General features: G+C 69.2%; 27 protein-coding genes, 1 other RNA gene and 1 pseudogene. 22 read left to right on the forward strand and 7 right to left on the reverse strand.

The features are described from left to right. Nucleotides 1-198, reverse strand: a 198-nt coding sequence (locus TSO352_RS07425; protein ID WP_247871960.1) for a glyceraldehyde 3-phosphate dehydrogenase NAD-binding domain-containing protein, incomplete at its 3' end; no start/stop codon positions are given. A 62-nt stretch (nt 199-260) separates the two neighbouring features. Beyond that, complete coding sequence (tkt, locus tag TSO352_RS07430) at nt 261-2,258, reverse strand: transketolase (RefSeq protein ID WP_109106724.1); 1,998 nt, start codon at nt 2,256-2,258, stop codon at nt 261-263. A gap of 406 nt (nt 2,259-2,664) precedes the next feature. Between tkt and TSO352_RS07435 the strand changes: the two genes are divergently transcribed. The 19 genes and pseudogenes from TSO352_RS07435 to ftsH all read left to right on the forward strand — a co-directional run bounded on the left by TSO352_RS07435 (nt 2,665) and on the right by ftsH (nt 18,177). Continuing rightward, nucleotides 2,665-2,889 (forward strand): hypothetical protein, encoded by a 225-nt coding sequence (locus tag TSO352_RS07435; protein ID WP_109106725.1) that lies wholly within the window; start codon nt 2,665-2,667, stop codon nt 2,887-2,889. 3 nt (nt 2,890-2,892) lie between these two features. Next, complete coding sequence (locus TSO352_RS07440) at nt 2,893-3,201, forward strand: cell division protein ZapA (protein ID WP_109106726.1); 309 nt, start codon at nt 2,893-2,895, stop codon at nt 3,199-3,201. Nucleotides 3,202-3,215: 14 nt separating this feature from the next. Further along, nucleotides 3,216-3,379: non-coding RNA, 6S RNA (gene ssrS / locus TSO352_RS07445), on the forward strand. Nucleotides 3,380-3,415: 36 nt separating this feature from the next. Next, complete coding sequence (locus tag TSO352_RS07450) at nt 3,416-4,045, forward strand: 5-formyltetrahydrofolate cyclo-ligase (RefSeq protein ID WP_109106727.1); 630 nt, start codon at nt 3,416-3,418, stop codon at nt 4,043-4,045. Between the two features lie 39 nt (nt 4,046-4,084). Then, on the forward strand, nt 4,085-4,909 hold the full coding sequence (locus tag TSO352_RS07455) for a TIGR00282 family metallophosphoesterase (RefSeq protein WP_109106728.1): 825 nt from the start codon (nt 4,085-4,087) through the stop codon (nt 4,907-4,909). 185 nt (nt 4,910-5,094) lie between these two features. After that, a complete protein-coding gene (locus TSO352_RS07460) occupies nt 5,095-5,847 on the forward strand; it encodes a YebC/PmpR family DNA-binding transcriptional regulator (RefSeq protein ID WP_109106729.1) in 753 nt (250 codons plus the stop codon). Nucleotides 5,848-5,963: 116 nt separating this feature from the next. After that, nucleotides 5,964-6,428 (forward strand): annotated as a pseudogene (ruvC, locus tag TSO352_RS33860) (crossover junction endodeoxyribonuclease RuvC); the annotation flags it as partial. Between the two features lie 9 nt (nt 6,429-6,437). Continuing rightward, nucleotides 6,438-6,998, forward strand: coding sequence for a DUF559 domain-containing protein (locus tag TSO352_RS33865; protein ID WP_247872025.1), 561 nt, complete (start codon nt 6,438-6,440; stop codon nt 6,996-6,998). Between the two features lie 3 nt (nt 6,999-7,001). Further along, a complete protein-coding gene (gene ruvA, locus TSO352_RS07470) occupies nt 7,002-7,628 on the forward strand; it encodes a Holliday junction branch migration protein RuvA (protein WP_109106731.1) in 627 nt (208 codons plus the stop codon). After that, nucleotides 7,625-8,707, forward strand: coding sequence for a Holliday junction branch migration DNA helicase RuvB (gene ruvB / locus TSO352_RS07475; protein WP_109106732.1), 1,083 nt, complete (start codon nt 7,625-7,627; stop codon nt 8,705-8,707). The genes ruvA and ruvB overlap by 4 nt, the downstream gene beginning before the upstream one ends. Beyond that, entirely contained in the window at nt 8,700-9,224 is a 525-nt protein-coding gene (locus tag TSO352_RS07480) for a YbgC/FadM family acyl-CoA thioesterase (RefSeq protein WP_109106733.1), read from the forward strand. The genes ruvB and TSO352_RS07480 overlap by 8 nt, the downstream gene beginning before the upstream one ends. A 99-nt stretch (nt 9,225-9,323) precedes the next feature. Next, nucleotides 9,324-10,055, forward strand: a complete 732-nt coding sequence (gene tolQ / locus TSO352_RS07485; protein WP_109106734.1) for a protein TolQ — start codon at nt 9,324-9,326, stop codon at nt 10,053-10,055. A 3-nt stretch (nt 10,056-10,058) separates the two neighbouring features. Beyond that, nucleotides 10,059-10,538, forward strand: a complete 480-nt coding sequence (locus TSO352_RS07490; protein ID WP_109106735.1) for a biopolymer transporter ExbD — start codon at nt 10,059-10,061, stop codon at nt 10,536-10,538. A 16-nt stretch (nt 10,539-10,554) separates the two neighbouring features. After that, the gene (locus tag TSO352_RS07495; RefSeq protein ID WP_109106736.1) at nt 10,555-11,736 is read left to right on the forward strand and encodes a hypothetical protein; all 1,182 of its coding nucleotides are present in this window, start codon (nt 10,555-10,557) and stop codon (nt 11,734-11,736) included. Between the two features lie 2 nt (nt 11,737-11,738). Then, nucleotides 11,739-13,091 carry a Tol-Pal system beta propeller repeat protein TolB gene (gene tolB, locus TSO352_RS07500; RefSeq protein WP_109106737.1) on the forward strand — a complete coding sequence of 451 codons (1,353 nt, stop codon included), beginning with the start codon at nt 11,739-11,741 and terminating at the stop codon, nt 13,089-13,091. A 149-nt stretch (nt 13,092-13,240) separates the two neighbouring features. Further along, entirely contained in the window at nt 13,241-13,711 is a 471-nt protein-coding gene (gene pal / locus TSO352_RS07505) for a peptidoglycan-associated lipoprotein Pal (protein WP_109106738.1), read from the forward strand. A gap of 209 nt (nt 13,712-13,920) precedes the next feature. Then, a complete protein-coding gene (gene ybgF / locus TSO352_RS07510; RefSeq protein ID WP_109106739.1) occupies nt 13,921-14,781 on the forward strand; it encodes a tol-pal system protein YbgF in 861 nt (286 codons plus the stop codon). Continuing rightward, entirely contained in the window at nt 14,769-16,157 is a 1,389-nt protein-coding gene (gene tilS / locus TSO352_RS07515; protein WP_247871961.1) for a tRNA lysidine(34) synthetase TilS, read from the forward strand. Before ybgF ends, tilS begins: the two co-directional genes overlap by 13 nt. A gap of 82 nt (nt 16,158-16,239) precedes the next feature. Continuing rightward, nucleotides 16,240-18,177 carry an ATP-dependent zinc metalloprotease FtsH gene (ftsH, locus tag TSO352_RS07520; protein WP_109106740.1) on the forward strand — a complete coding sequence of 646 codons (1,938 nt, stop codon included), beginning with the start codon at nt 16,240-16,242 and terminating at the stop codon, nt 18,175-18,177. A 112-nt stretch (nt 18,178-18,289) separates the two neighbouring features. Here ftsH and TSO352_RS07525 read toward each other — a convergent pair whose 3' ends face one another. Together TSO352_RS07525 and fabI are read right to left on the reverse strand one after the other, a co-directional pair. Next, nucleotides 18,290-19,435 (reverse strand): hypothetical protein, encoded by a 1,146-nt coding sequence (locus TSO352_RS07525; protein WP_247871962.1) that lies wholly within the window; start codon nt 19,433-19,435, stop codon nt 18,290-18,292. 142 nt (nt 19,436-19,577) lie between these two features. Further along, nucleotides 19,578-20,429: an enoyl-ACP reductase FabI gene (fabI, locus tag TSO352_RS07530; RefSeq protein WP_109106742.1), complete on the reverse strand. Its 852-nt coding sequence runs from the start codon at nt 20,427-20,429 to the stop codon at nt 19,578-19,580. Between the two features lie 118 nt (nt 20,430-20,547). Here fabI and TSO352_RS07535 point away from each other — a divergent pair, with 118 nt between their 5' ends. Continuing rightward, on the forward strand, nt 20,548-21,912 hold the full coding sequence (locus TSO352_RS07535) for a YihY family inner membrane protein (protein ID WP_247871963.1): 1,365 nt from the start codon (nt 20,548-20,550) through the stop codon (nt 21,910-21,912). 3 nt (nt 21,913-21,915) lie between these two features. Here the strand turns inward: TSO352_RS07535 and TSO352_RS07540 are convergent, their stop codons facing one another. The 3 genes from TSO352_RS07540 to TSO352_RS07550 form a co-directional block, all read right to left on the reverse strand. Next, complete coding sequence (locus TSO352_RS07540) at nt 21,916-22,302, reverse strand: DUF805 domain-containing protein (RefSeq protein ID WP_109106744.1); 387 nt, start codon at nt 22,300-22,302, stop codon at nt 21,916-21,918. Between the two features lie 218 nt (nt 22,303-22,520). Next, nucleotides 22,521-23,480: a J domain-containing protein gene (locus TSO352_RS07545; RefSeq protein WP_109106745.1), complete on the reverse strand. Its 960-nt coding sequence runs from the start codon at nt 23,478-23,480 to the stop codon at nt 22,521-22,523. A 51-nt stretch (nt 23,481-23,531) separates the two neighbouring features. Then, nucleotides 23,532-24,005: an RT0821/Lpp0805 family surface protein gene (locus tag TSO352_RS07550; RefSeq protein ID WP_199231532.1), complete on the reverse strand. Its 474-nt coding sequence runs from the start codon at nt 24,003-24,005 to the stop codon at nt 23,532-23,534. A gap of 220 nt (nt 24,006-24,225) precedes the next feature. Here TSO352_RS07550 and pdxH point away from each other — a divergent pair, with 220 nt between their 5' ends. After that, nucleotides 24,226-24,849, forward strand: coding sequence for a pyridoxamine 5'-phosphate oxidase (gene pdxH / locus TSO352_RS07555; RefSeq protein ID WP_109106746.1), 624 nt, complete (start codon nt 24,226-24,228; stop codon nt 24,847-24,849). Continuing rightward, nucleotides 24,846-25,775: a cation diffusion facilitator family transporter gene (locus TSO352_RS07560; protein ID WP_247871964.1), complete on the forward strand. Its 930-nt coding sequence runs from the start codon at nt 24,846-24,848 to the stop codon at nt 25,773-25,775. The genes pdxH and TSO352_RS07560 overlap by 4 nt, the downstream gene beginning before the upstream one ends. Nucleotides 25,776-25,902: the final 127 nt, after the last annotated feature.

Raw genomic sequence — 25,902 nt, forward strand, 5'->3', positions numbered from 1 at the left:
AACGCCGTCGCCGGTCTCGATGGTGCCGGGGAAGCGGCCATGGACGCTGTCGTACTTCAGCAGGTGGGCGTTGGCCTTGAGGTCGGCGAGGTCGTTGATCGCCACCACTTCGACGTCCTTGCGGCCGCTCTCGTAGATCGCGCGCAGAACCAGACGGCCGATGCGGCCAAAACCGTTGATCGCTACCCGAACAGCCATGACTTCCTCCAGTTTTGATGATCCGGGGCGCCCACACTCTGCCGGGCGCCCCTCCGCTTCTCTCAGAGACGCGCCTTGACGGCGTTCGCAACCGCTTCGGCGGTGATGCCGAAGTGCTTGTAGAGCTCCTGGTAGGGCGCCGACTCGCCGAAGCCGGCCATGCCGACGAAGGTGCCGTTGTCACCCAGCCAGCGGTCCCAGCCGAGACGGATGGCCGCCTCGACGCCGACGCGCACGCCGGTGCCGAGCACGCTGGCCTTGTACGCGTCGTCCTGCTTGGCGAACAGTTCCCAACTCGGCATAGACACGACGGCGGTGCCGATCCCCTCGGCCTGGAGCGCCTTGCGGGCCTCCATGGCGAGCGAAACCTCCGAACCGGTGGCGAGGATGGTCGCCTTGCGCGCGCCCTCGGCCTCGGCCAGGACGTAGGCGCCGCGGGCGCTGCGGTTCTCGGCCGTGTGCTCGGTGCGCAGGGTCGGCACGTTCTGGCGGGTCAGCGCCAGCACCGACGGGGCGCCGGTGGCCTCCAGCGCGATCTGCCAGCACTCGGCGGTCTCGACCGCGTCGGCCGGGCGCAGCACCAGCAGGTTGGGGATGGCGCGCAGCGCCGCCAGATGCTCGACCGGCTGGTGGGTCGGGCCGTCTTCGCCGAGGCCGATCGAGTCGTGGGTCATCACGAAGATCGTGCGCTGCTTCATCAGCGCGGCCAGACGGATCGACGGGCGGCAATAGTCGGCGAACTGCATGAAGGTGCCGCCGTAGGGAATGACGCCGCCGTGCAGCGTCATGCCGTTCATCAGCGTCGCCATGCCGTGCTCGCGCACGCCGTAGCGGACGTAACGGCCGGCGAACTCGCCCTTGCCCTTCACGTCGGCGGTGTTCTTGACCTTGGTGTTGTTCGACGGGGTCAGGTCGGCGGAACCGCCGATCATCTCGTGGATCGCCGGGACCAGCACCTCCAGCACGTTGCCCGAGGCGACGCGGGTCGCCCAGTTCGGCTTGTCGGCGCTGACCTTTTCCTTGAAGGCGACGATGGTGTCGGTCAGGGCGGACGGAACGCCGCGGCCGAACGCCTCGTCGAACGCCGCGCCGGCGCCCTTGGTCAGGCCGGCGCGGCGCTCGTTCCAGGCACGCACCTGATCGGCGCTGCGGGTGCCGGCGGCGCGCCAGGCGGCCAGCACCTCGTCGGGAACGACGAAGGGCTCGTGGGTCCAGCCGATGGCGGTGCGGGTCGCGGCGACCTCGTCGGCGCCCAGCGGCGAGCCGTGGCAGCCGTGGGTGTTGGCCTTGTTCGGCGCGCCCTTGCCGATGATGGTGCGGCAGGCGATCAGCGTCGGCTTGTCGGTGGAGGTCCGCGCCTGGGCGATCGCCTTGGACACCGCGTCGGTGTCGTGGCCGTCAACGGCGATGGTGTTCCAGCCGTAGGAGCGGAAACGCGCCTGGGTGTCGTCGGTGAAGCTGAGGTCGGTCGAGCCGTCGATGGAGATGTGGTTGTCGTCCCACAGCACGATCAGGCGGTTCAGCCCGAGATGGCCGGCCAGCGAGCAGGCCTCGTGGCTGACGCCCTCCATCAGGTCGCCGTCCGAGGCGATGACGTAGGTGTAATGGTCGATCAGCTCGTCGCCGAAGCGGGCGTTGGTGATCCGCTCCGCCAGCGCCATGCCGACCGCGGTGGAGACGCCCTGGCCGAGCGGCCCGGTGGTCATCTCGATGCCCAGCGTCGGGTCGACTTCCGGATGGCCCGGCGTCAGGCTGCCGAGCTGGCGGAAGCGCTTGATCTCGTCGATCGTCATCCGCTCGTAGCCGGTCAGGTAGGCCAGCGAGTAGAGCAGCATCGAGCCGTGGCCGGCCGACAGCACGAAGCGGTCGCGGTCGGGCCAGGCCGGGGTCTTCGGATCGAACTTCAGGAACTGGGTGAACAGCACCGTGGCGACGTCGGCCATGCCCATCGGCATGCCGGGGTGGCCGGACTTCGCGGCCTCGACCGCGTCCATGGACAGGGCGCGGATCGCGCTGGCCATCGTGTGGAGGGAAGGCTGGGCGGCGGAGGCAGCGGACATCGGGGCGTTTCCTGCGGGTCGGGCGCGCGGTTGCGGCAGCGGCAACGGTCGTTGCACGGTCGCCCGAAAGGGCGCCGCGAAACGGGCGCACCATGCAGAACCGCCGTGCCCAGGTCAACATGGGATTGGGGGTGGACCGGGCATGGCAGGTCGCGCCGGACCGGGGAGCGGTATCGGCAAGGAAATCCGGCATGGTCCCGGGACGGTTGGACCGCTGCGGCCTTCCGTCACGCCGTGGCGTTCCGCATCGGCTTTCAGTGGTAAGGAACTTCGGAACGGTTGACGCGGCCGGCGTGGCGGCCCAACTCTATCGGCTCGCAACGGCAGCGGCTCGGCTTCACCGGTTTCCGGGCGGGCGTCGGGTCCCCCGCTGCACGACGTGCCCACTGGTCGAGGTTTGACGTCCATGGACTCCCTGAAAGCCGCTCTCGACCGTCTCGGCCGGGCCGTGGACCGGCTGGAACACGCCGCCGCCGCCCGCGAGGAGCGGGTCGGCCGGCGCGAACAGGACCTGTCGCAGGCGCTGGAAACCGCGAGGGAAGACCGCGCGACCGCCCAGGCCACGGCGGAGGCGGTGTCGCAGCGGCTGGAGGTCGCCATCGCCCGCCTGCAACATGTGCTGGAGAGCTGAGCCATGGCCCAAGTCGACCTCGAGGTGAACGGCCGCGCCTATCGCATGCTGTGCGAGGACGGCCAGGAGGAGCGGCTGCGCGAGCTGGCCGCCTACGTCGACGGCCGCCTGCGCCAGCTGACCGGCGGCGGCCGCAGCGGGGCGGAGGCGCAGATGATGCTGATGACCTGCCTGGTCCTCGCCGACGAATTGCAGGACGTGATGGCCGGGCGCGGGATCGCCCCGGCGGTCGACGAGGCCGCGGTGGCCGGTCAGCTCGATACCGTGGCAAAACGCATCGAAGAGGTTGCCGCGCGGCTCGAACGTGCCTAGATTGGTGTACGGAAGGACCGCTGCCTGGTTCGACAGGCTGCAATAATCCCCAGGGCCGATAACCTTGAACTCTAGGGAGCTGTCCCTGTCCGGGCCCTAGGCCCGGGTATATGGCGCCCACCTGCTCATGCAGGCCATGGAGGATAGGCATATGGCCACCGGCCGAGGCGGCACCTTCCGCCCTTCTTTTCCCGACGACGGCCACGAGTCCGCGATGATCGGCCCGCCGGATGCGGACAAGCCGACCGCGGACCGGGAGTCCGCCGACCGGCAGGCCAAGGACGCCGCCCGCCGCGCGGCGCGCGTCCGGCGCGACTCCATCGCCGATCCTGACCGCCACGCCGCCGCCACCGCGGTGCGCGACCGTGTCGCCGCCCTGGCGCGCGACGGCCATCTGCCGCGGGGCGCCGTCGGCGGTTACTGGCCGCTTGGTTCGGAACTCGACGCGCGGCCGGCTTTGCTCCATCTTAAAGCCCTGGGTCATCCGGTGGCGCTGCCGGTGTCGGGGCCGCGCGGCACGGCGCTGGTCTTCCGCGCCTGGGATCCGGCACTGCCGATGGCGGTCGGGCGCTACGGCATCCACGAGCCGGAGGAGGGCCGCGCGCTGCTGCGGCCGTCGCTGCTGCTGGTGCCGCTGCTGGCCTTCGACCGCGGCGGGCATCGGCTTGGCTATGGCGCCGGCTATTACGACCGGACGCTCGACACGCTGCGGGATCTGGGCCGGGTGGTGGCGGTCGGCGTCGCCTTCGCCGCGCAGGAAATGGCGGCGGTCCCGGTCGACGGCCATGACCAGCGGCTGGACTGGATCGTGACGGAGCGCGAGACGCTCCGGATCGGCGTGTAGGTTTTCACAGGTTTTCAGGGTTTTGGGAGCAGGGTGGCGATGCGGATTCTGTTTTTCGGTGACGTGGTCGGGCGGGCCGGGCGCGAGGCGGTGATCAACCACATGCCGGCGCTGCGCGAGCGGCTGGACCCCGACCTGACCGTGGTCAACGGCGAGAACGCCGCCGGCGGCTACGGCGTCACCGTCAAGATCGCCGAGGAGTTCTTCGCCGCCGGCATCGACGTGGTGACGCTGGGCAACCACACCTGGGACCAGAAGGAGCTGGTCGGCACCATCGAGCAGCAGCCGCGCATCATCCGCCCGCTGAACTACCCGGAGGGCACGCCCGGCCGCGGCTTCGTCCTGCTGCAGGCGCGCGGCGGGCGCAAGGTGCTGGTCGTCAACGTGCTGCTGCGCCTGTTCATGGAGCCGATGGACGACCCGTTCGCCGCGGTCGACCGGGTGCTGAAGGCGCACCGGCTGGGGCCGGGCGGCGTCGACGCGGTGCTGATCGACATGCACGGCGAGGCGACCAGCGAGAAGATGATCATGGGCCATCACTGCGACGGCCGCGCCTCGCTGGTGGTCGGCACCCACAGCCATGTGCCGACCGCCGACCACATGGTGCTGCCGAAGGGCACCGCCTACCAGTCCGACGCCGGCATGTGCGGCGACTATGACAGCGCCATCGGCATGAAGAAGGAGATCGCGCTGGCCAAGATGGTGCGCAAGCTGCCGACCGAGCGTCTGTCGCCGGCGGAAGGCGAGGGCACCGTCTGCGGCTGCTACGTCGAGACCGACGACCGCACCGGGCTGGCGTTGCGCATCGAGCCGCTGCGCGTCGGCGGCCGCCTGAGCCAGACCTTGCCTGAACGGATGCAATAGCGCTCGCCGCTTCCGCGGCCAGGCTCCCGCTGGGGCCGCGCCGCAATCTCGCCATATTGACTTTCTAATCCGGTGGGTGTCGTCTCCCGCGCCGAAAAGGTGCGGTGGGGCGGCAGACCTGTTACATGTGTCGTGCGCTCACCCGCCGATTGACCAAATTCCGTTTTTCGAGGCTCGTTCGACCCATGGCCGGTCATTCCCAGTTCAAGAACATCATGCACCGCAAGGGCGCACAGGACGCCAAGCGGTCCAAGATCTTCAACAAGCTCGCCCGCGAGATCACCGTCGCCGCCAAGAGCGGCCTGCCCGACCCGGCGGCCAACCCGCGGCTGCGCGCCGCCATCCTGGCCGGCCGCGCGCAGAACATGCCGCGCGACCGCATCGACCGCGCCATCAAGCAGGGCACGCCGGGCGGCGGCGACGACACCAACTATGAAGAGGTGCGGTACGAGGGCTACGGCCCCGGCGGCGTCGCCCTGATCGTCGAGGCGCTGACCGACAACCGCAACCGCACCGCCTCGGAAGTCCGCTCCGCCTTCACCAAGCATGGCGGCACGCTGGGCGAGACCAACTCGGTCAGCTTCATGTTCAACCGGGTCGGCGCCATCTTCTACCCGGCCGCCGCGGCGGACGCCGACGCCCTGTTCGAGGTGGCGCTGGAGGCCGGGGCCGACAACGTCGAATCCGACGAGAACGGCCACGAGGTGACGAGCACGGTCGAGAATTTCGGCCTCGTGCGCGACGCGCTGGAGGCCAAGTTCGGCGGTGCGGAGAGCGCCCGGCTGACCTGGCGCCCGCTGAACACCGTCGCGCCGTCCGAGGACGCCGCCGCCAGCCTGATGAAGCTGCTGGACGTGCTGGAGGACAACGACGACGTCCAGGCGGTCGAGGGCAACTTCGACATCTCCGACGAGCTGATGCAGAAGCTGACCGCGTAAGCGCAAGGCGGATCGGTGCCGGGCCGGAGTTCGGGCCGGCGATGAGTCGGGACTGGCGGGAGACGGGGGCCGTGGTTGCGCGCGCCGGACGGACTGATGCGACGGTGCCCACGCCGGTGCGCCTGCTGGGGATCGACCCCGGCCTGCGCCACACCGGCTGGGGCATCATCGACGTGGCGGGCAACCGCCTGAGCCACGTCGCCGACGGCGCGGTGCATTCCGACGACTCCTGCTCGCTGGCCGAACGGCTGGTCCAGCTCCACGACGCCCTGTCGGCGGTGCTGGAGCGCTACCGCCCCGACGAGGCGGCGGTGGAGGAAACCTTCGTCAACGCCAACGCCGTGTCGACGCTGAAGCTGGGGCAGGCCCGCGCCGTGGCCCTGCTGGTCCCGGCCCAGGCCGGGCTGGCCGTGGCGGAATACGCCAACAACATGGTGAAGAAGGCGGTGGTCGGGCAGGGCCGCGCCGAGAAGGCGCAGGTCCAGATGATGGTTCGCCTGCTGCTGCCCGGCTGCGAGATCGGCAGCCCCGACGCCGCCGACGCCCTGGCCGTGGCGATCTGCCACGCCCACCACCGCGCGAGCTGGTCGATGTGGCGGAAGGGAGCGGAAAAGCCCCAGAAGGCCCTCTCCCGCCCCGGGAGAGGGAGGGGACCCGCCGCAGGCGGGGGGGGGGAGGGGCCATCCGCCTCGCCGCTCGCCACACAAGCCAAACGCTATCCCGCCCCTCAGGAAGCCGAACGCGCACGCGTGCTTCGCCGTGATTCCACCGAGGTGGAAAAGCTCCTGTGGCAGAAGCTGCGGAACGGCCAGCTGGGCGCCAAATTCCGCCGGCAGGAGCCGATCTTCGGCTTCACCGTCGACTTCGTGTCGCATGACCACCGGTTGATCATCGAACTCGATGGTGGTCAGCATGCGGAACAGCGCGCCGCGCACGACGAGCGTCGAACCAAGATGCTGGAGCAGGCCGGTTTCCGGATCGTGCGATTTTGGAATACGGACGTTGGCGACAACCTCGACGGTGTTCTGACGATGATCAAGGCGCGGCTGGAGGAAACGTCGGTTCTGCGGCGGCCGGTCGCCGTGGCGAACCCCTCACCCGGCCCTGCGGGCCACCCTCTCCCGGGGCGGGAGAGGGATTCGGAGTCCTGATCCATGATCGCCAAGCTGACCGGCATCGTCGATTCCACCGGCACCGACTGGGTCGTGATCGACGTCAACGGCGTCGGTTACCTGCTGTCCTGCTCCAACCGCACGCTGTCGCGCATGGCGGTGGGGGAGCGGGTGTCGCTGGTGGTCGAGACCTTCATCCGCGAGGAGCGCATCGTCCTGCACGGCTTCGGCGATCAGGCCGAGCGCGAGTGGTTCAAGCTGCTGACCACCATCCAGGGCGTCGGCGCCCGGCTGGCGCTGTCGATCCTCGGCGTGCTCGACCCCGACCAGCTGACCCGCGCCATCGCGGCGCAGGACAAGACCGCGCTGGTCCGCGCCGACGGCGTCGGGCCGAAGGTGGCGGCGCGCATCCTCAACGAGTTGAAGGACAAGGTCGGCAATCTGGCGCTCGGCCCCGCGGCCGGCGCCGGTGCGGCACCGGTCAAGGGCGCGCCCGCCGGGGTGCCCGGCGCCAGCCCGGCGCTGGCCGACGCGGTGTCGGCGCTGGTCAATCTCGGCTATGGCCGGTCGGAGGCCTTCGGCGCGGTCGTCGCCGCCGGGCGGGTGCTGGGTGACGGCGCCGGCGTCTCCGACCTGATCCGCCAGGGCCTGAAGGAACTGAGCCAATGAGCGACCCAAACCACGATCGTCTGGTCCAGCCGGGTCAGGGCAGCGGCGACGGCGCCGAGTCCTCGATCCGCCCGCTGACGCTCGCCGAGTTCATCGGCCAGCGCCAGGCGCGCGAGAACCTGTCGATCTTCATCCAGGCCGCCCGCTCCCGCAACGAGGCGCTGGACCATGTGCTGCTGTTCGGCCCGCCCGGCCTGGGCAAGACCACGCTGGCGCAGATCGTCGCGCGCGAGCTGGGGGTGGGGTTCCGCGCCACCTCCGGCCCGGTGATCGCGCGGGCCGGCGACCTGGCGGCGCTGCTGACCAACCTGCAGCCGCACGATGTTTTGTTCATCGACGAGATTCATCGCCTTAATCCCGCCGTGGAAGAGGTGCTGTATCCCGCCATGGAGGATTTCCAGCTTGACCTCATCATTGGTGAAGGCCCGTCGGCGCGGTCGATCCGCATCGACCTGCCGCCCTTCACCCTGGTCGGCGCCACGACGCGCAGCGGCCTGATCACGCGCCCGTTGCGCGAACGCTTCGGCATTCCCGTCCGCCTGCAATTCTACGAACCGGACGAGCTGGAACTGATCGTGCGCCGCGCCGCCGGCGTGCTGGGCATGGGCATCACGCCGGAAGGCGCGCGGGAGATCGCCAACCGGTCGCGCGGCACGCCGCGCGTGTCGGGGCGGCTGCTGCGCCGGGTGCGCGATTTCGCCGCGGTCGCCGGGGTGGAGGAGGTCGACAAGCGCGTTGCCGACGCAGCGTTGACCCGGCTGGAGGTCGACCGGCTCGGCCTCGACAGCATGGACCGCCGCTATCTCGGGCTGGTCGCCACCAACTATGGCGGCGGACCGGTCGGGGTGGAGACGCTCGGCGCCGCGCTGGGCGAGCAGCGCGACGTGCTGGAGGAGGTGGTGGAACCCTACCTGATCCAGCAGGGCTTCCTGCAGCGGACGCCGCGCGGGCGCATGCTGACCGACCAGGGTTTCCGCTATCTCGGGCTCAACCCGCCGAGCGCGCCGGTCCGGCAACTCGACCTGCTCGACCGCATCCCGGACGCCCCCGACTCTGCGGATGAGGGCGCCGATGAGTGACGCGGCCGCCGGTTCCACCCCCACGCCCACCGGGTCCACGCTGTCCGGCTGGTTCGCATCGGATGGGACGCACCGCTTTCCGCTGCGCGTCTATTACGAGGACACCGACGCCGGCGGGATTGTCTACCACGCCAATTACCTGTGCTTCGCCGAGCGGGCGCGGTCGGAAATGCTGTACCTGCTGGGCTTCCGCCAGACCGAGATGGCGGCGCCCGGGGGCGATGCCACAGGTGTGTCATTTGCGGTACGGCGCGCGACCATCGATTTCGACGCCCCTGCCAAGCTTGAGGACACGCTTGAAGTGGAAACGCGAATCGTCGATATCCGCGGAGCCTCCTTCGCAGTTGCACACATCATCCGCCGCGACGGTCGCGTGCTGGCGCGCGCCGACCTGCAGCTGGTGACGATCAATCGGGCCGGACGGGCCGTACGCCTTCCCGAACCGGTGCGCGCCGCGATGGCGGCGCTGTATGAGACCCAGACGGACCGTACCCGCGACGCCTCCCCGTCTTCCTGATCGCCCGGTTCCTGACTTTGTCCCTTTGATCTTCGGCCCTCTGACCCTCTCTTACTCCCCCACCCCCGTGCCCACAGCGCAAACGCGAGACTGACTGCGATGGATGCCCTGCAAACCGCCCAACTGGTCGGCAACGCTGCCGCAACGGCTCACGAGGTGACGATCCTCGGCCTGTTCTGGCAGGCCGACGCGATCGTCAAGATCGTGATGCTGATGCTGGTCGTCGCCTCGATCTGGTGCTGGGCGATCATCATCGAGAAGTTGATGCGGATCCGCCGGCTGAACGCCCAGGCCGACGCCTTCGAGGAGGCGTTCTGGTCCGGCGGCTCGCTGGACGCGCTGTACGACCGCATCGGCCAGACGCCGGGCGACCCGATGGCGGCGACCTTCGCCGCCGGCATGCGCGAGTGGCGCCACGCCGCCGACCGCGGCATCGCCGGCACGATGAAGGGGTCGCTGCAGCAGCGGGTGGAGCGGGTGATGGCGGTGACCATCGGCCGCGAGATGGCGCGGGCCGAACGCTACATGACCTTCCTGGCCTCGGTCGGCTCGACGGCGCCCTTCATCGGCCTGTTCGGCACGGTGTGGGGCATCATGAACTCCTTCACCTCGATCGCCGGGTCGGGCAACACCAGCCTCGCCGTGGTGGCGCCGGGCATCGCCGAGGCGCTGTTCGCCACCGCCATGGGCCTGCTGGCCGCCATTCCCGCCGTGCTGTCCTACAACAAGTTCTCCACCGACCTCGGCCGCTACGCCGACCGGCTGGACACCTTCTCCGGCGAGTTCTCGGCGATCCTGTCCCGCCACCTCGAGGAGCGGGGAGCCGCCTGAACCATGGCCGGACAACTCGCAGGCAAATCCCACGGCCGCGGCAAGCGCCGGGGCTATCGCGCGATGGCCGAGATCAACATGACGCCGTTCATCGACGTCATGCTGGTCCTGCTGATCGTCTTCATGGTCGCCGCCCCGATGCTGACCGTCGGCGTGCCGGTCGACCTGCCCAAGACCAACGCCGCTCCACTGGAGCAGCAGAAGGACCCGCTGTTCGTCACCGTGCAGACCGACGGACGCCTGTTCGTGCAGGAAACCCCGGTCGAGCTGGGCAACATGGTGCCGCTGCTGATCGCGGTGACCAACAACAACCCCGAAGCCCGCATCCTGGTGCGCGGCGACGCCAAGATCGCCTACGGCAAGATGCTGGAGGTGATGGGGACGATGAGCGCAGCCGGCTTCAAGAAGGTCGGTCTGGTCGCCGAGATGCCGAACGGTCCGACCGCGTCCTCCGCGCGGGTCGGGGCCAAGCCGGCGCGTTGAGGCGGGCGGAACTCCCATGCGCAAGCCCCTGATCGCCTCGGCGGTGCTGCACGTCGCGCTGGTCGCGCTGATGGTGCTCGGCCTGCCGCCCAGCGATCGCAAACTGGAAGTGGCCGCCTCGATCCCGATCGAGATCGTCGACATCGGCGAGGTGACCCAGGCCGCCCGCACCGAGAAGGGCGAGCCGAAGCCGGCCAACGCCGCGCCGCGTCCGCCGGTGCCCGAGGCGAAGCCGGCCCCGCCGGCGCCCGAACCACCCGACGCGGAGGACGAGCCGCCGCCGCCCCCGCCGCCGCCAACCAAGACACCGGAGCCGCCGAAGGTCGCCCAGGTGCCGCCGCCCCCGCGCGAGCCGACGCCGCCGCCCAAGCCGACCCCGGCGCCACCCCCGCCGCCCCCTCCGCCGCCGCCTCCCCCGGATCCGGCGCCGTCGCCGACTCCGAAGCCGCCGGAGCCGCCGAAACCGGAACCCCCGAAGCCCGAGCCTCCCAAGCCGGAGCCGCCGAAGCACGAGCCGAAGCCGGAACCGCCCAAACCGGAACCGCCCAAGCCGGAGCCGAAGAAGCCGGAGCCGCCCAAGGCCGAGCCCAAGAAGCCGGAACCGGCCAAGCCGGAGCCGTCGAAGGAGGTCGCCAAGGCCGAACCGAAGAAGTCGGACGCCCCGGCCAAGCAGCCGGAGAAGCCGTCGGCCAAGACCGACCCGCTGTCCGACCTGCTGTCGAACGTCGGGAAGATCAAGCCGTCGGACAACCCGAAGGCGGACGGCAAGGCATCGGCCAGCGCCAACAGCGACGCCAAGCCCAGCCAGAAGACCGCGTCGGCGGCGCCCAGCGGCGCGGCGAAGGCGACGAACGGCCCCGACCGGCCGTTCAAGCCGTCGGGCCGGGCGCTGGACGCCATCCGCGGCCAGCTGAGCAAGAACTGGAACGTCGACTCCGGCCGCAAGGACGCAGCGTCGATGCAGATCGAGATCCATGTGGAGGTCGGCCGCGACCATTCGGTGATCCGCGCCTGGATCGACGACAAGTACCGGTCGCGCTACATGTCGGACGCCGCCTTCCGCGCGTCGGCCGACGCCGCCGTGCGCGCGGTCAAGCGATCCAGCCCGCTGGATCTGCTGACCAGCGAGTTCACGGCCCAGACCTATGAAGACTGGCGCTTCATCGTGTTCAATTTCGACCCGAGGGACATGTTTTGACCATGACGACGAAGACGAGGCTTCTCCTGAAGCTGGCCGGGCTCTCCGGCGCGCTTCTCCTCTCCCTCGGCGTTGCCGCTCCGCAGGAGGCGCGCGCCGAGTTGCGCATCGACATCACGCGGGGCGTGGCCGAACCGCTGCCCATCGCGATCACCAGCTTTGCCGGGTCCGGCGGCCGCGATGCGCAGATCGGCGCCGACATCTCCAAGGTGATCTCGGCCGACCTGGAGCGTTCGGGCCTGTTCCGTCCGCTCGACCCGCGCGGCTTCCTGCAGACGCCGGACCAGCTGCGCACCGGTGAGCCGCGCTACCAGGACTGGAAGGCGCTGGGCGCCCAGGCGCTGGTGGCCGGCAACACCACCACCGGCGGCGACGGCCGCATGAAGGTGGATTTCCGCCTGTGGGACGTCGCCGCCGGCCAGTACATGCAGGGGCTGAGCTACAGCGCCTCGCCGCAGGAATGGCGCCGCATCGCCCACATCGTCGCCGACGCCATCTACAAGCGCCTGACCGGCGAGGACGGCTATTTCGACACGCGCGTCGTCTATGTCGCCGAGTCGGGGCCGGCGAACGCGCGCAAGAAGCAACTGGCCATCATGGACCAGGACAGCGAGAACCATCAGTTCCTGACCGACGGGCAGACGCTGGTCCTGACGCCGCGCTTCTCGCCGACGACCCAGGAAATCACGTACATGTCGTACTTCAACAAGAAGCCGCGCGTGTACCTGTTCAACATCGACACCGGCCGCCAGGAGGTGCTGGGCGACTTCCCCGGCATGACCTTCGCGCCGCGCTTCTCGCCGGACGGCAACAAGGTCGTCATGTCGATGGCGCAGAACGGCAACACCGACATCTACACGCTTGACTTGCGGACGCGCCGCCAGACCCAGCTGACCGACTCGCCGGGCATCGACACCGGCCCCAGCTATTCGCCGGACGGCCAGAAGATCGTCTTCGAGTCGGACCGCGGCGGCAGCCAGCAGCTCTACATCATGGGCGCCGACGGCTCCGGGGTGAAGCGGCTGAGCTTCGGCGAGGGCCGTTACGGCACCCCAGTGTGGTCGCCGCGCGGCGATCTGATCGCCTTCACGCGCCAGCGTGGAAGCAGCTTTGCAATCGGGGTAATCCGCCCGGACGGGACGGGTGAACGAATCCTGACCGAGTCCTACCATGTCGAGGGCCCAACCTGGGCGCCGAACGGCCGTGTTCTGATGTACTTCAAGGACTTGCCGTCGGGTGACGGTCGTGGTCGCAACGCAAAGCTGTACACCATCGACATCACCGGTGCGAACGAACGTCGGGTCAGCACCCCGCTGGACGCATCGGACCCTGCATGGTCGCCCTTGATTCCCTAGTGGAGTAGCCCTATTTTGCGGCGGCGCGGGAGCAAGGCGAAGACAAAGGCCGGATGTCGTCTTACCGTCGGGGCTTGGCGGGAAGAAGCGGCTCTCACGCGGATAAAGACCGGTCAAATCAACGACTGTCGTTCAAGGGGTCCCTGAACATGCGTATGAAGTTCCTCGCTCTCGCCGCGGTTGCTCTGCTCGCCGCTTGCGAATCCACGCCGAACGACGCCGCCAACGGCGCCAACACCGGTGCCAACCAGTCGGCCGTCCGTCCGGGCTCGGCGGAAGATTTCGTCGTCAACGTCGGCGACCGCGTCTTCTTCGGCTTCGACCGCTTCGACCTGTCGCCGGAGGCTCGCGCCACCCTGGACCGTCAGGCCAAGTGGCTGCAGACCTACGGCTCGGTCACCATCACGATCGAAGGCCACGCCGACGAGCGCGGCACCCGCGAGTACAACCTGGCGCTCGGCGAGCGTCGCGCCAACTCGGTGAAGAACTACCTGGCCGCCAAGGGCATCCCCGCCAACCGCGTCACCGTCGTGTCGTACGGCAAGGAGCGTCCGGCGGTGGCTGGCTCGGGTGAGGCCGCCTGGTCGCAGAACCGCCGTGGCGTGACCGTCGTCAACTGACGCCGGTCCCCGCCTTCGGCTGGGGTTTGAGGGAAGGCGCCGCCATCGGGCAACCGGGGCGGCGCCTTTTCCTTGCCTGCCTTTTCCCGCCTGTATTTTCCTGGCCGCATGTTTTGCCCGGGCGCGCGAGTTCTGTTAAACAGCCGCCACCGGCTTGCCTTTTTCGGTCGCTACGGTCCCACCCAGATCGCTTCCAGGATCCCACGCGCATGACCCACATCCGTCCCTTCGCCGTCCTGTCGTCCGCCGTGCTGCTGGGTGGTCTGCTCGGCGCCAGCCCCGTCCTCGCCCAGTCGGCCGGCCAGATCGACCGTCTGCAACGGCTGGAGGCCCAGGTCGCGGCGCTGGACGGCCCGGTCGAGGTGGCGCAGCTGTCGCCGTCGGTCGCCGCCGACTTCGAGATCCGCCTGCAGAACCTGGAACGCTCGATGTCGGAGCTGACCGGCAAGTACGAGGAATCGAACCACCAACTCGCCACCCTGCGCGACCGGCTGGAGAAGATGAACGGCGACATCGACTTCCGCCTGAAGGACCTCGAGTCGAAGGGCGGTGGGGCGATGGGTGGGGCGATGGGCGGCGGCGCGATGTCCGACGCGGCCCCGCCGCCGAAGGCGACGGCCAAGAGCGAGGACAAGAAGCCGGCGCAGACCGCCGCGGCCACGCCGCCCTCGACCGCCGGGATGACTCCGGAAAAGCAGTATGAGCAGGCGTTCGAACTGCTGCGCAACTCCGACTACGACCACGCGGAGAAGGCGTTGCAGGACTTCATCGCCAAGAACAAGTCGCACGCCTACGCCGGCAACGCCCAATACTGGCTCGGCGAGAGCTATTACGTCCGCAACAAGTTCCCGGAGGCGGCGCAGGCCTTTGCCGAGGTGCTGTCGAAGTACCGCTCCAACCCGAAGGCGGCCGACAGCCTGCTGAAGCTGGGCATGACCCTGCAGCAGATGAACAAGAAGTCGGACGCCTGTACCGCCTTCGGCCAGTTGCTGACCAAGTTCCCCGAAGCCTCGGCCAGCGTGAAGCGCCGCGCCGACACCGAGCGCAAGCGCATCAATTGCCCCGCCTGATGGCGGGGACGGCGCCCGTCGTCACCCCTGCGGCCGATCCGCGCCCCATCGGGGCGGCGGAGTTCGCCGGCGCCATGGCGGCGCTGGGCGGCTTCGAACCGGCGCCGGCCGTCGCGGTCGCCCTGTCGGGCGGCGGCGACAGCCTGGCGCTGGCGCTGTTGCTGCGGCAATGGGTCGCGGCCTGTGGCGGGACGCTGCGGACGCTGACCGTCGACCATGGGCTGCGCGCCGAATCGGCGGCGGAGGCCGCGGCGGTGGGCGACGCCATGACCCGGCTCGGCGTGCCGCACCGGATCCTGCGCTGGGACGGCGTCAAGCCGGCCGGCGGGCTCCAGGCCGCGGCGCGGGCGGCGCGGCACCGGCTGCTGGCCGACGCCTGCGCCGAGGCCGGCATCCTCCACCTCGCCCTGGCGCACCACAGCGACGACCAGGCCGAAACGGTGCTGCTGCGGCTGGCCCGCGGTTCCGGCACCGACGGGCTGGCCGGCATGGCGGCGGTGCGCGCCGATGGTCCGGTCCGGCTGATCCGCCCGCTGCTGGGATTCCCGAAGGAACGCCTGCTGGCGACCTGCCGCGCCCACGGCGTGCCCTGGGTCGAGGACCCGTCCAACCACAACCCCCGTTTCGCCCGCGCCCGGCTGCGCGTCGCCCGCGACCTGCTCGGCGGCGAGGGGCTGGATCGCGAGCGGCTGTGCGAGGTCGCCCGCCGTGCCGGGCGGGCGCGCGCCGCGCTGGAACAGGCGACGGCCGCCCTGCTGGCCGAGGCGGCGACGCTGCAGCCGGAAGGCTGGGTCACCCTCGCCCCGGCCGCGTTGCGGGCGGCGCCGGAGGAGATCGCGCTGCGGGCGCTGACCCGGGCGCTGGCGCTGGCCGGCGGCGGTGCCCACCCGGTGCGCGACGAGGCGGTCGAGCGGCTGCTGGCGAGCTTGGCGGTGGCGCCGGGCCGGGCTGTTGCCGGCACCACGCTGGCCGGCTGCGTCGTGCGGCCCTGGCGCGGCGCGGTGATGATCGCGCGCGAACCCGCGGCGGCGGTCGAGCGCCTGACCGTCGAACCGGGTGGCTGCGTGTGGTGGGATCGCCGTTACAGCGTCCGGGTTTCCGCGGCGCGCGGCGGGCCGGTGACGGTCGCGGCGCTGGGCGCCGCCGGCTGGAACGAATGGGCGGAACGAACCCCGGCCGCGGCGGCGAAAGCGTTGCCGGCCGTGGTGCGGGAGACACTGCCAAGCCTTTGGTCGGGAACGGAATTGTTGGCGGTGCCCGCAATGTTTTCGGGCGCTGACGAGGACGCTCCGGCGGACAGCGCCAGCCTTGCCCCGTCATTCCCGCTGGGAAGACAAGCTTTTGCGGTTGTTTCGCACCGCGACGGCATTATTTAATCTGAAGAACGTGCCCGTGGAGACCGGGGTGCGGCCTTGTCGGCGCACCGCATGGCGATGGGTTCGCAGAAAGGCGTGTGACGTGAACAATTTCGGCAAGAACCTCGCGCTCTGGATCATTATAGGGCTGCTGCTCGTGGCCCTGTTCAATCTGTTCCAGAGTTCCTCCACCCGCAGCCCGCAGACGACCGTTCCGTTCAGCGAGCTTCTCGCCGAAGTGGATCGGGGCCAGGTCGCCGACGTGACGATCAAGGGCAACCAGGTCTCCGGCCATTTCACCGACGGCCGCTCCTTCAGCACCTATGTCCCGCCCGAAGCGGGGCTGGTGGAGCGCCTGACGAACAAGAACGTTCGGATCAACGCGGTCCCCGACGACAGCAACGTGCCGTCGCTGTTCTCGGTGCTGCTGTCCTGGTTCCCGATGCTGCTGCTGATCGGCGTGTGGATCTTCTTCATGCGCCAGATGCAGTCCGGCGGCGGCAAGGCGATGGGCTTCGGCAAGTCGCGGGCCCGGCTGCTGACCGAGAAGGTCGGCCGCGTCACCTTCGACGACGTCGCCGGCATCGACGAGGCCAAGCAGGAACTGACGGAAATCGTCGAGTTCCTGAAGGACCCGCAGAAGTTCCAGCGGCTGGGCGGCAAGATCCCGAAGGGCTGCCTGCTCGTCGGCCCTCCCGGCACCGGCAAGACGCTGACCGCGCGCGCCGTGGCCGGTGAAGCCAACGTGCCGTTCTTCACCATCTCCGGTTCGGACTTCGTCGAGATGTTCGTCGGCGTCGGCGCCAGCCGCGTCCGCGACATGTTCGAACAGGGCAAGAAGAACGCCCCCTGCATCATCTTCATCGACGAGATCGACGCGGTCGGCCGCCATCGCGGCGCCGGCCTGGGCGGCGGCAACGACGAGCGCGAGCAGACCCTCAACCAGTTGCTGGTCGAGATGGACGGCTTCGAGGCGAACGAGGGCGTTATCCTGATCGCCGCCACCAACCGTCCGGACGTGCTCGACCCGGCGCTGCTGCGCCCCGGCCGCTTCGACCGCCAGGTCGTGGTGCCGAACCCCGACGTGCTGGGCCGCGAGAAGATCCTCAAGGTCCACATGCGCAAGGTGCCGCTGTCGCCGGACGTTGACGCCAAGGTCATCGCCCGCGGCACCCCCGGCTTCTCCGGCGCCGATCTGGCCAACCTGGTCAACGAGGCGGCGCTGCTGGCGGCCCGCATCGGCAAGCGCGTCGTCGGCATGAACGAGTTCGAGGCCGCCAAGGACAAGGTCATGATGGGCGCGGAACGCCGCTCCATGGTCATGACCGAGGACGAGAAGAAGCTGACCGCCTACCACGAGGCCGGCCACGCCATCTGCGCGATCCACTGCGTCGACAGCGACCCGGTCCACAAGGCCACCATCATCCCGCGCGGCCGTGCGCTGGGCATGGTGATGCGCCTGCCGGAAGGCGACCGCATCAGCCTGTCGCAGGCCAAGCTTCTGGCCGACCTGTGCGTCGCCATGGGCGGCCGCATCGCCGAGGAGCTGATCTTCGGCAAGGAGCGGGTGACCACCGGCGCGTCGGGCGACATCAAGATGGCGACCGAGATGTCGCGCCGCATGGTGACGGAGTGGGGCATGAGCGACAAGCTCGGCCCGCTGCTCTACGGCGAGCCGACGCAGGAGGTGTTCCTGGGTCATTCGGTGACCCAGCACAAGAACATGTCCGACCGCACCGCCCAGCTGGTCGACGAGGAAATCCGCCGCATCGTGGACGAGAGCTACGACCGCGCCCGGGCCATCCTGACCGAGAACATCGACCAGCTCCACACCCTGGCCAAGGGCCTGCTGGAGTACGAGACCCTGAGCGGCGACGAGATCAACCGTCTGCTGCGTGGCGAACCGATCCTGCGCGACGACGACCGCGACAGCCTCGCCGCCACCCCGCCGCGTCAGCCGACCTCGACCGGCCGCCGCTCCTCCGTGCCGCCGAGCGGCAAGGAAAGCGGCGGGATGGACCCGGAGCCGCAGGGCACCTGAGGGTTCAGTCCTCGACAAGAAGAAGGGCGGCGCTGTGAGGCGCCGCCCTTCTTCTTGTTCTGCGTATGTGGGTTAGGTGGGGAGGGGCCTCCCGCGCCTCGTCAGGACAGCCTCAGAAGGCGCCCTTCTGCTCGCGCCGGCGGTCCAGGGCGACGTCGAACTGGCGCAGCAGCTTCTGCATGCCTTCGAAGTAGAGCTTGCGCGACGGCGTGTTCTTCATGCAGCGGGCGTCCAGATGGGCGACGCTGGTGAGCGCCGAGACGCAGTAGCCGAGCAGCCAATAGCGCGAGCGGATGCTGCGCAGATAGTCGCGGAAGGGTTCCGGCTGGCCGTTCATGAAGGCGCTGAAGGCGGTCTCGTAGTCCGACAGGATGGTGCGGATGTCGAGCAGCGTCGTCTCCAGCAGCTTGCCCACCTTTTCGATGTGCATCAGCAGCTGGGTCTCGTAGGGCTTGTGCATGCGGATATCGACCGGAATGCACTCGCGCGACTTCAGCCAGGTCAGGATGATGCGGGCGCGCGGCGCGATGCGGCGCAGCTGGTATTCGTAGAAGGTCGTGCCCTTCCAGGCGCTGAAGATGGTGTCGGCCTCGCTGCGCTCGATGCCGAAGGCGGAGACGAACAGCCCGGCCTCTTCCAGGTTGGGGTTCCAGATGGCCTCCAGGAACCGTTCGATGCTCTGGGCGTTGCCCTGGCTGCCCGACAGCGCCTTGCGGACGATCGGTTCGATGCGGGCGCGGATCAGGCGGCGGAGCTGGTGGTCCTCCTCGTTGCTGATCAGCCAGTGGCGCGGGTCGACGTTGATCTTTTCCGCTTCGAAGCAGGTCTTCAGCAGGAAGGCGTCGAGCGACGGGACATCGTCGATCATCGACAGCATCTTCATGTCGCCGATGACGCCGTTTTCCTGCGGACCATTCGTGATGCCGAACTGTTCTTCCAGCAGCGCCGACGCGTTGCGGGCCCGCAGGTAGATGGCGACGCCGCCGGCGTCCGGCGCCTTGGCGTTGTGGGGGACGTAGATGCCGGTTTCGACCGGCCGTTCGCCACCCTCCAGCTCCTCGTCCTCGGCGATCGGGTCGCCGCCGTCGTCGGCGCGGTCGTCGAAGCTCGGGTACTTGAACAGGATGGCGCTGTTCAGTCCCTGCGCCTTGAACATGCGCTGGTCTTCGGGGATTTCGCGCGTGATGGCGATGAGGTTCATCGACACGCTGGAGCCGCCATAGAGGATCTGCTCAAGAACCGGAGAAACAGAGTCCATTTTCTTGCGAGCGCGCATTAATCTTACCCGAAGTCTCGAATATTGCAAAAATCATAGACGCCGTTGCCGCAAACGCAAAGAGGGATCGTTGCCGATCCCTCCTTCCCATCCTGCGATGGCGAGCGCATCACTGCTGTTCAACTCACGCGTTGGATTTCGGCGTCCCGCCCAGCGAGCCCAGCAGGCTTGCAACTTCGGCTGCCTCGTCCACCGCGACCATGCCGACGGTGTGATAGCCGCTGTCGACGTGCATCACCTCGCCGGTGACGCCGCTGCCGAGATCCGACATCAGGAACAGGCCGGCGCCGCCGACCTCCTGGATGGTGACGTTGCGCTTCAGCGGGGCGTTCAGCTCGTTCCATTTCAGGATGTAGCGGAAATCGCCGATGCCGCTGGCGGCCAGAGTCTTGATCGGGCCGGCGGAGATCGCGTTGACACGGATGTTGCGGCCACCCAGATCGACGGCAAGGTAGCGCACGCTCGCCTCCAGCGCCGCCTTGGCGACACCCATCACGTTGTAATGGGGCATGACGCGTTCGGCGCCGTAGTAGGATAGAGTGAGCAGGCTGCCGCCGTCCTTCATCAGCGGCACGGCGCGTTGCGCCACCGCGGTGAAGGAGTAGCAGGAGATGTCCATGGTCCGCAGGAAGTTCGCCCGCGTCGTGTCCAGGTACAGCCCGTCCAGCTCGTTCTTGTCGGAAAAGGCGATGGCATGAACCACGAAGTCCAGCCCGCCCCATTCCTGCTCGATCGCGGCGAAGGTGGCGTCGATGCTGGCTTCGTCCGTCACGTCGCAGGGCAGGACCAGCTTGGCGCCGACCTGGTCGGCCAGCGGCTTCACCCGCTTCAGCAGCGCGTCGCCCTGATAGGTGAAGGCCAGCTCCGCCCCGTGCTGGGCCAGGGTGGAGGCGATCCCCCAGGCGATCGAACGATCGTTGGCCACGCCCATGATCAGGCCACGCTTGCCGGCCATGAGCGGCATCGGATTGGACATCGGAACCTCGTGAACGACGGAAGTGCTGCGGGTGTTGCCGCGAAAAGTGCGGCGCATCCTACACGAAAGCGTCCATTGGTCAAACCGAGGCAACCGACCTTGGCACAGGAGGCGCCGCATGGCTCACCCTAAGGGCAGTCTCCACGGCGAGGAGGAGGAGCGCAGCCGCATCCTGGTGGCCCTGCGCGAGCTGGGCGGCTTCTTCGGCCATTCGATGCTGCGCTTCTACAACGACAACTGCTTCCAGACCGCGGCGGCGCTGACCTACACCTCGCTGCTGGCGATCGTGCCGATGATGACCATCGGCTTCGCCATCTTCTCGGCCTTTCCGGCGTTCAGCGCGCTGCAGATGCGCATCCAGACCGCCCTGATCAAGAATCTGGTGCCGGAGATCGGCGACGCGATCCTGGAGTATCTCGGCCGTTTCATGGCGAACGCCGGGCAGATGCCGATCTTCGGGGTGATCGGGCTGGCGGTGTCGGCGGTGCTGCTGATCTGGACGATCGAGGGGTCGTTCGCCACCGTCTGGCGGGTGCGCGAGCCGCGATCCTACGTCACCCGCATCCTGTCCTTCTGGGCGGTGGTGTCGCTGACCCCGCTGTTCGCCGGCGCCAGCCTGTCGCTGTCCAGCAGCCTGTGGACCGCGCTGGAGGTCGCCCACCTGGAAGGGGTGGTCCACCCGCTGGCGGGCATCGGCATGCTGCTGCCCTTTGCCCTTCAGCTCGTCGGCTGCTCGCTGCTCTATCTGGTGATCCCGAATCGCGACGTGTTCTGGCTGGACGCGCTGTGCGGCGGGGCGATCGGCTCGATCCTGCTGGAGGGGTCGAAGGCGATCTTCGGCTGGTACATGCGCGAATACCCGGCCTACCAGACGATCTACGGCGCGCTGTCGGTGGTGCCGATCTTCCTGTTCTGGCTCTACATCGCGTGGTCGACGGTGCTGTTCGGCGCGGTGGTGGCGGCGTCGCTGCCGGAATGGCGGGCCGGCAAGGTCACCCGCGGCGGCATGGAGGGGCTGCTGCCGGCGCAGCGGCTGGCGCTGGCGCTGGCGGTGCTGCACGAGCTGATGGAGGCGAGCCGGCTGGGCGTCGGCATGCGCCGCCGCACGCTGGTCGGCCGGGTGCCCGTCGGCACCCTGCTGATCGACGGCATCCTGGAACAGTTGCGCGACGCCCATTGGGTCGCCCACACCACGCGCGACGCCTGGGTGGTGACCCGCGACCTGGGCGAGGCGACCCTGCTGGAGCTGATGAAGGCGCTGGGCATCGGCATGCGCGGCTCCGTCCACGGGCTGGGCGGGCTCGACCTGCCCTGGCAGGAGCGCACCGCCCGCCTGCTCGCCGCCGCCGATGCGCGGGAGAGCGACCTGCTGAGCGTGTCGATCAAGACGCTGCTGACCGACGACCAGCCGCCGGAAGGCCAGCCGGCCGGCCAGGGGGCGGCGGGGCAGGGCGCCGTGCCGTTGCGGGCGGTGAAGAAATAGCCGTCAGGCGGCCGCGGTCGAGCCGGCCGCTGCCAGCGGCGGTGGGCCGAAGCGGTTCTCCGTCGCGTCGCCCTTCGTCGCCGCCCAGACGAAAAGGACGATCCAGCCGATCAGCGGCACCAGGACGATCAGCAGCCACCAGCCGGAGCGGTCGAGGTCGTGGAGCCGGCGGACCGAAACGGCCCAGCCCGGCAGCAGGAAGACCAGGTTGGCGATCGAGTTCAGCGGGCTGACGTCGTTGTCGGGGAAGAGCGCGAGGTCGAGGATGACCGTGGCGATGCTGACCAGCACGGTGAACAGCACCCAGTACCAATATTCCGACCGCGCCGCGCGGCCGGACAGCCCGACATACTGGGAAAACACCGATTTGACGGCGTCGACAAAGCCCATCGTCCCCCCTTTCGGCGTTTGGAACGCCACGATCGAAATGCCCGGATGCCGTCACGTTTCCCAGGCAATCGGCGGGCCGCAACACCGTCTCCGGGAACCGGCGCGGCCCGCAGCATCGTGTCGCAGCATGACCATGCGGCGGTAAAGGGAGGGTGCGCTCGCGAAAACGGCCTGCCCCGGAGGGCAGGCCGTCGATCGTCGTCCCGGACGGGGCCGACCTACTCCAGCCCGGCCTTCTTGCGGACGTCGTAGCTGCGGGTCTTGGCCCACTGCTCGACGAAACTGACCAGTTCGGCGTCGGGCGGGTCGGGCAGGACGACCTTCAGCTTGACGTATTGGTCGCCCGGCTGCTTGGTCGCCGGGTTCATCACGCCCCGGCCGCGCAGCCGCAGGACCGAGCCGGTGTTGGCCCCGGCCGGCACCTTCACCGCCACCTTGCCGCTGATGGTCGGCACATGGATGGTGGCGCCCAGAACCGCCTCGTTCAGGGTGATCGGCAGTTCGAGATGGATGTCGCTGTCCTGCCGGGTGAAGAAGGGGTGGGCTTCGACATGCACCTCGACGATGGCGTCGCCGTTGGGCATGCCGCCCATGCCGGGCAGGCCCTGGCCCTTCAGCCGCAGCTTCGTCTCGTTCTCCGTGCCCGGAGGGATGGCGACGTCGATGCTCTTGCCGTTGGACAGGTTGATGCGCCGCTTGGCCCCGTTCGCTGCCTCGATGAAGGGGACGGTCACGGAGTAGGAGATGTCGCTGCCGCGCACCTTCGGCCCGGCGGACCCGCCGCCGGCCGCCCCGGCCCCCGGCCCGCCGCGCCGCCGGCCGCCGCCGAACAGGTCGGAGAACCAGTCGTCGCCGCCGGCGGCCCCGCCGAAGAAGCTGTCGTCGGCGGTGCCGGTGTAGGCGCGCCCGCGGCTGGTGCGGCTGCGGGTGCCGAAGCCCGCGTGCCGCTCCTGCCCGGACGAGTCGATCTCGCCCCGGTCGAACCTGGCGCGTTTCTCGGCGTCCGACAGCAGCGTGTAGGCCGCCGAGATTTCCTTGAACCGCTCCTCGTTGGCGGAATCGCCCGGCTTCAGGTCCGGGTGATGCTGCTTGGCGAGCTTGCGGTACGCCTTCTTGATGTCGTCGGCAGTGGCGGACCGGCTGACGCCGAGAACGCTGTAGGGATCACGCGTAGCCACGGGCAGAGGATTCCCACCCCAACGGGGCTTAAAGGTTGCGGGACGGTCGGATTACTGGTTCCCGATGATCTTCCACGTACCGTCGGCCTGTTTGCAAGCGGTTCCGTAGGCCTGCTCCGTCCGGCCCTGGACGACGACGGTCTGCTGGAACTCGCGGCAGTAGGTTCCGGTGTTGCTGTAGCCGTCGCGCGTGGTCACCACGGTGCCGGAATTGCCGGACTGCGGGTTGTTCCAGGTGATGCGGTCGCCGACCGGGGCGGCGTAGGCCTTGCGGGCCGCCGTCTCGGCATAGCCGGCGTCCGCCTTGTCGAGCGAGTTGCCGACCTCGCGGCCGATGAAGGCGCCCAGCAGCGTTCCGACGCCGGTCGCCACCAGCTTGCCGGTACCGCCGCCGATCTGGGAACCGATCAGGCCACCGGCCACGGCGCCGCCGACGGTGCCGACCGTCTCCTTCTGGCCACCCGTCGTGCATGCGGCCAGCGTGGCCACGACGATCAGGGCCGGAACGACTTTCTTCACGAACATCCTTGCGCCTCGAAAAGGTTGGTTGCCGCGCGCCATACCCATCCGCTTCACGGTGGGGCTTCGCGGTGGACAGTGATATAAGCGAGCCTATCCTTGCTGTGAATTGTGATGAGGCTGTGACCCTTACGCTTTCGCATCAGGACACGATCCGCCGCCATCCCCGGCCGCCCCTCGGCCGCCCGCGGACCGGCGCGGAGCCATCGACGCAGGACCACCAGTCATGACCGACAGCAGCGACCGCGATCCCTACGAACTCTTTGCCGAATGGCTGAAAGAGGCCGAGCAGAGCGAGCCCAACGACCCCAACGCCATGGCGCTGGCGACCGCCGATGCGGCGGGCATTCCGTCGGTCCGCATGGTGCTGCTGAAAGGCGTCGACGCCCGCGGTTTCGTCTTCTACACCAACACCGAAAGCCGCAAGGGCGAGCAGTTGCTGGCGAATCGGAACGCCGCGCTGTGCTTCCACTGGAAGACGCTGCGCCGCTCCGTCCGGGTCGAGGGCGCGGTGGAGACCGTCACCGACGCCGAGGCCGACGCCTATTTCAACAGCCGCCCGCGCGAAAGCCGCATCGGCGCTTGGGCCTCGGTGCAGTCGCGGCCGCTGGAAGGCCGCTGGGAGCTGGAAAAGCGCGTGGCGCAGTACGCCGCCAAGTTCGGGCTGGGCACCGTGCCGCGCCCGCCGCACTGGACCGGCTTCCGCGTGCTGCCCGCCCGCATCGAGTTCTGGCGCGACCGTCCCTTCCGGCTGCACGACCGGCTGGTCTATCTCCGCAGCCCGGCGGAGGCCGTGGCCGACTCCGGCAGCGGCGCGCCGGGCTGGACGACGGAGCGGCTGTTTCCGTGAGCGACGCGCCGACGCGGAGCGGCGTCGCGTCGCCGGACCGTCTGCGCCGGTACGCCACCTACGCCAGCGTGGCGGTCGCCTCGACGCTGATCGCCACGAAGCTGGTCGCCTACCTGATGACCGAGTCGGTCAGCATCCTGTCGTCGCTGATCGACAGCAGCACCGACCTGATGGCTTCGGTGGTCACGCTGCTGGGGGTGCGCCACGCGCTGCGCCCGGCCGACGCCAACCACCGCTTCGGCCATGGCAAGGCGGAGGCGCTGGCGGCGCTGGCGCAGGCCGCCTTCATCGGCGGATCGGCCGTGCTGCTGAGCATCGAGGCGGTGCGGCGGCTGCTCCATCCCGAACCGATCACCGAAGGGGCGGCCGGCATCGGCGTCATGCTGCTGTCGATCGTCCTGACCGCGCTGCTGATCGCCTTCCAGCGGCGGGTGCAGGTCGCCACCGGCTCCGTCGCCATCGGTGCCGACCGGCTGCATTATTCCGGCGACCTGCTGATGAACAGCGCGGTCATCGCCGCCATCCTGCTGACCGGGGCGACCGGCATCACCGTGATCGACCCGCTGTTCGGCGTCGGCATCGCGCTGTTCCTGGTGAACGGCGCCCGCGGCGTGGCGCGCGACGCGCTGGACGTGCTGATGGACAAGGAACTGGGGCCGGAGGAGCGCGAGCGCATCGTGGCGCTGGTGCGGGCGGAGCCGGGGGTGCGCGGCCTGCACGACCTGCGCACCCGCAACGCCGGGACCGGCCGCTTCATCGAGCTGCATCTGGAACTGGACGGCACCCTGACCCTGACCGCGGCCCACGACATCGCCGACGGGGTGGAGCGGCGGCTGAGCGCCGCCTTCGACAACGCTGAGGTCCTGGTCCACCAGGAACCGGCCGGGCTGGCGGACGAACGGCTGGACCACCGAATCGAAGGGTAGGGCGGATCGAAGGGTGGGGGCGACGCACCTTCCCCGCATGGCGCGACAAAGGGGGGCTTGGCTGCAATCTCCGCGCGCCTTCCCCCATGCGATATCCGACCAAAGGACAGTGTGACAAGACGCGTCT

It is taken from the genome of Azospirillum sp. TSO35-2 (genome assembly GCF_003116095.1).
In the GTDB taxonomy this organism is placed as follows: Bacteria; Pseudomonadota; Alphaproteobacteria; order Azospirillales; family Azospirillaceae; genus Azospirillum.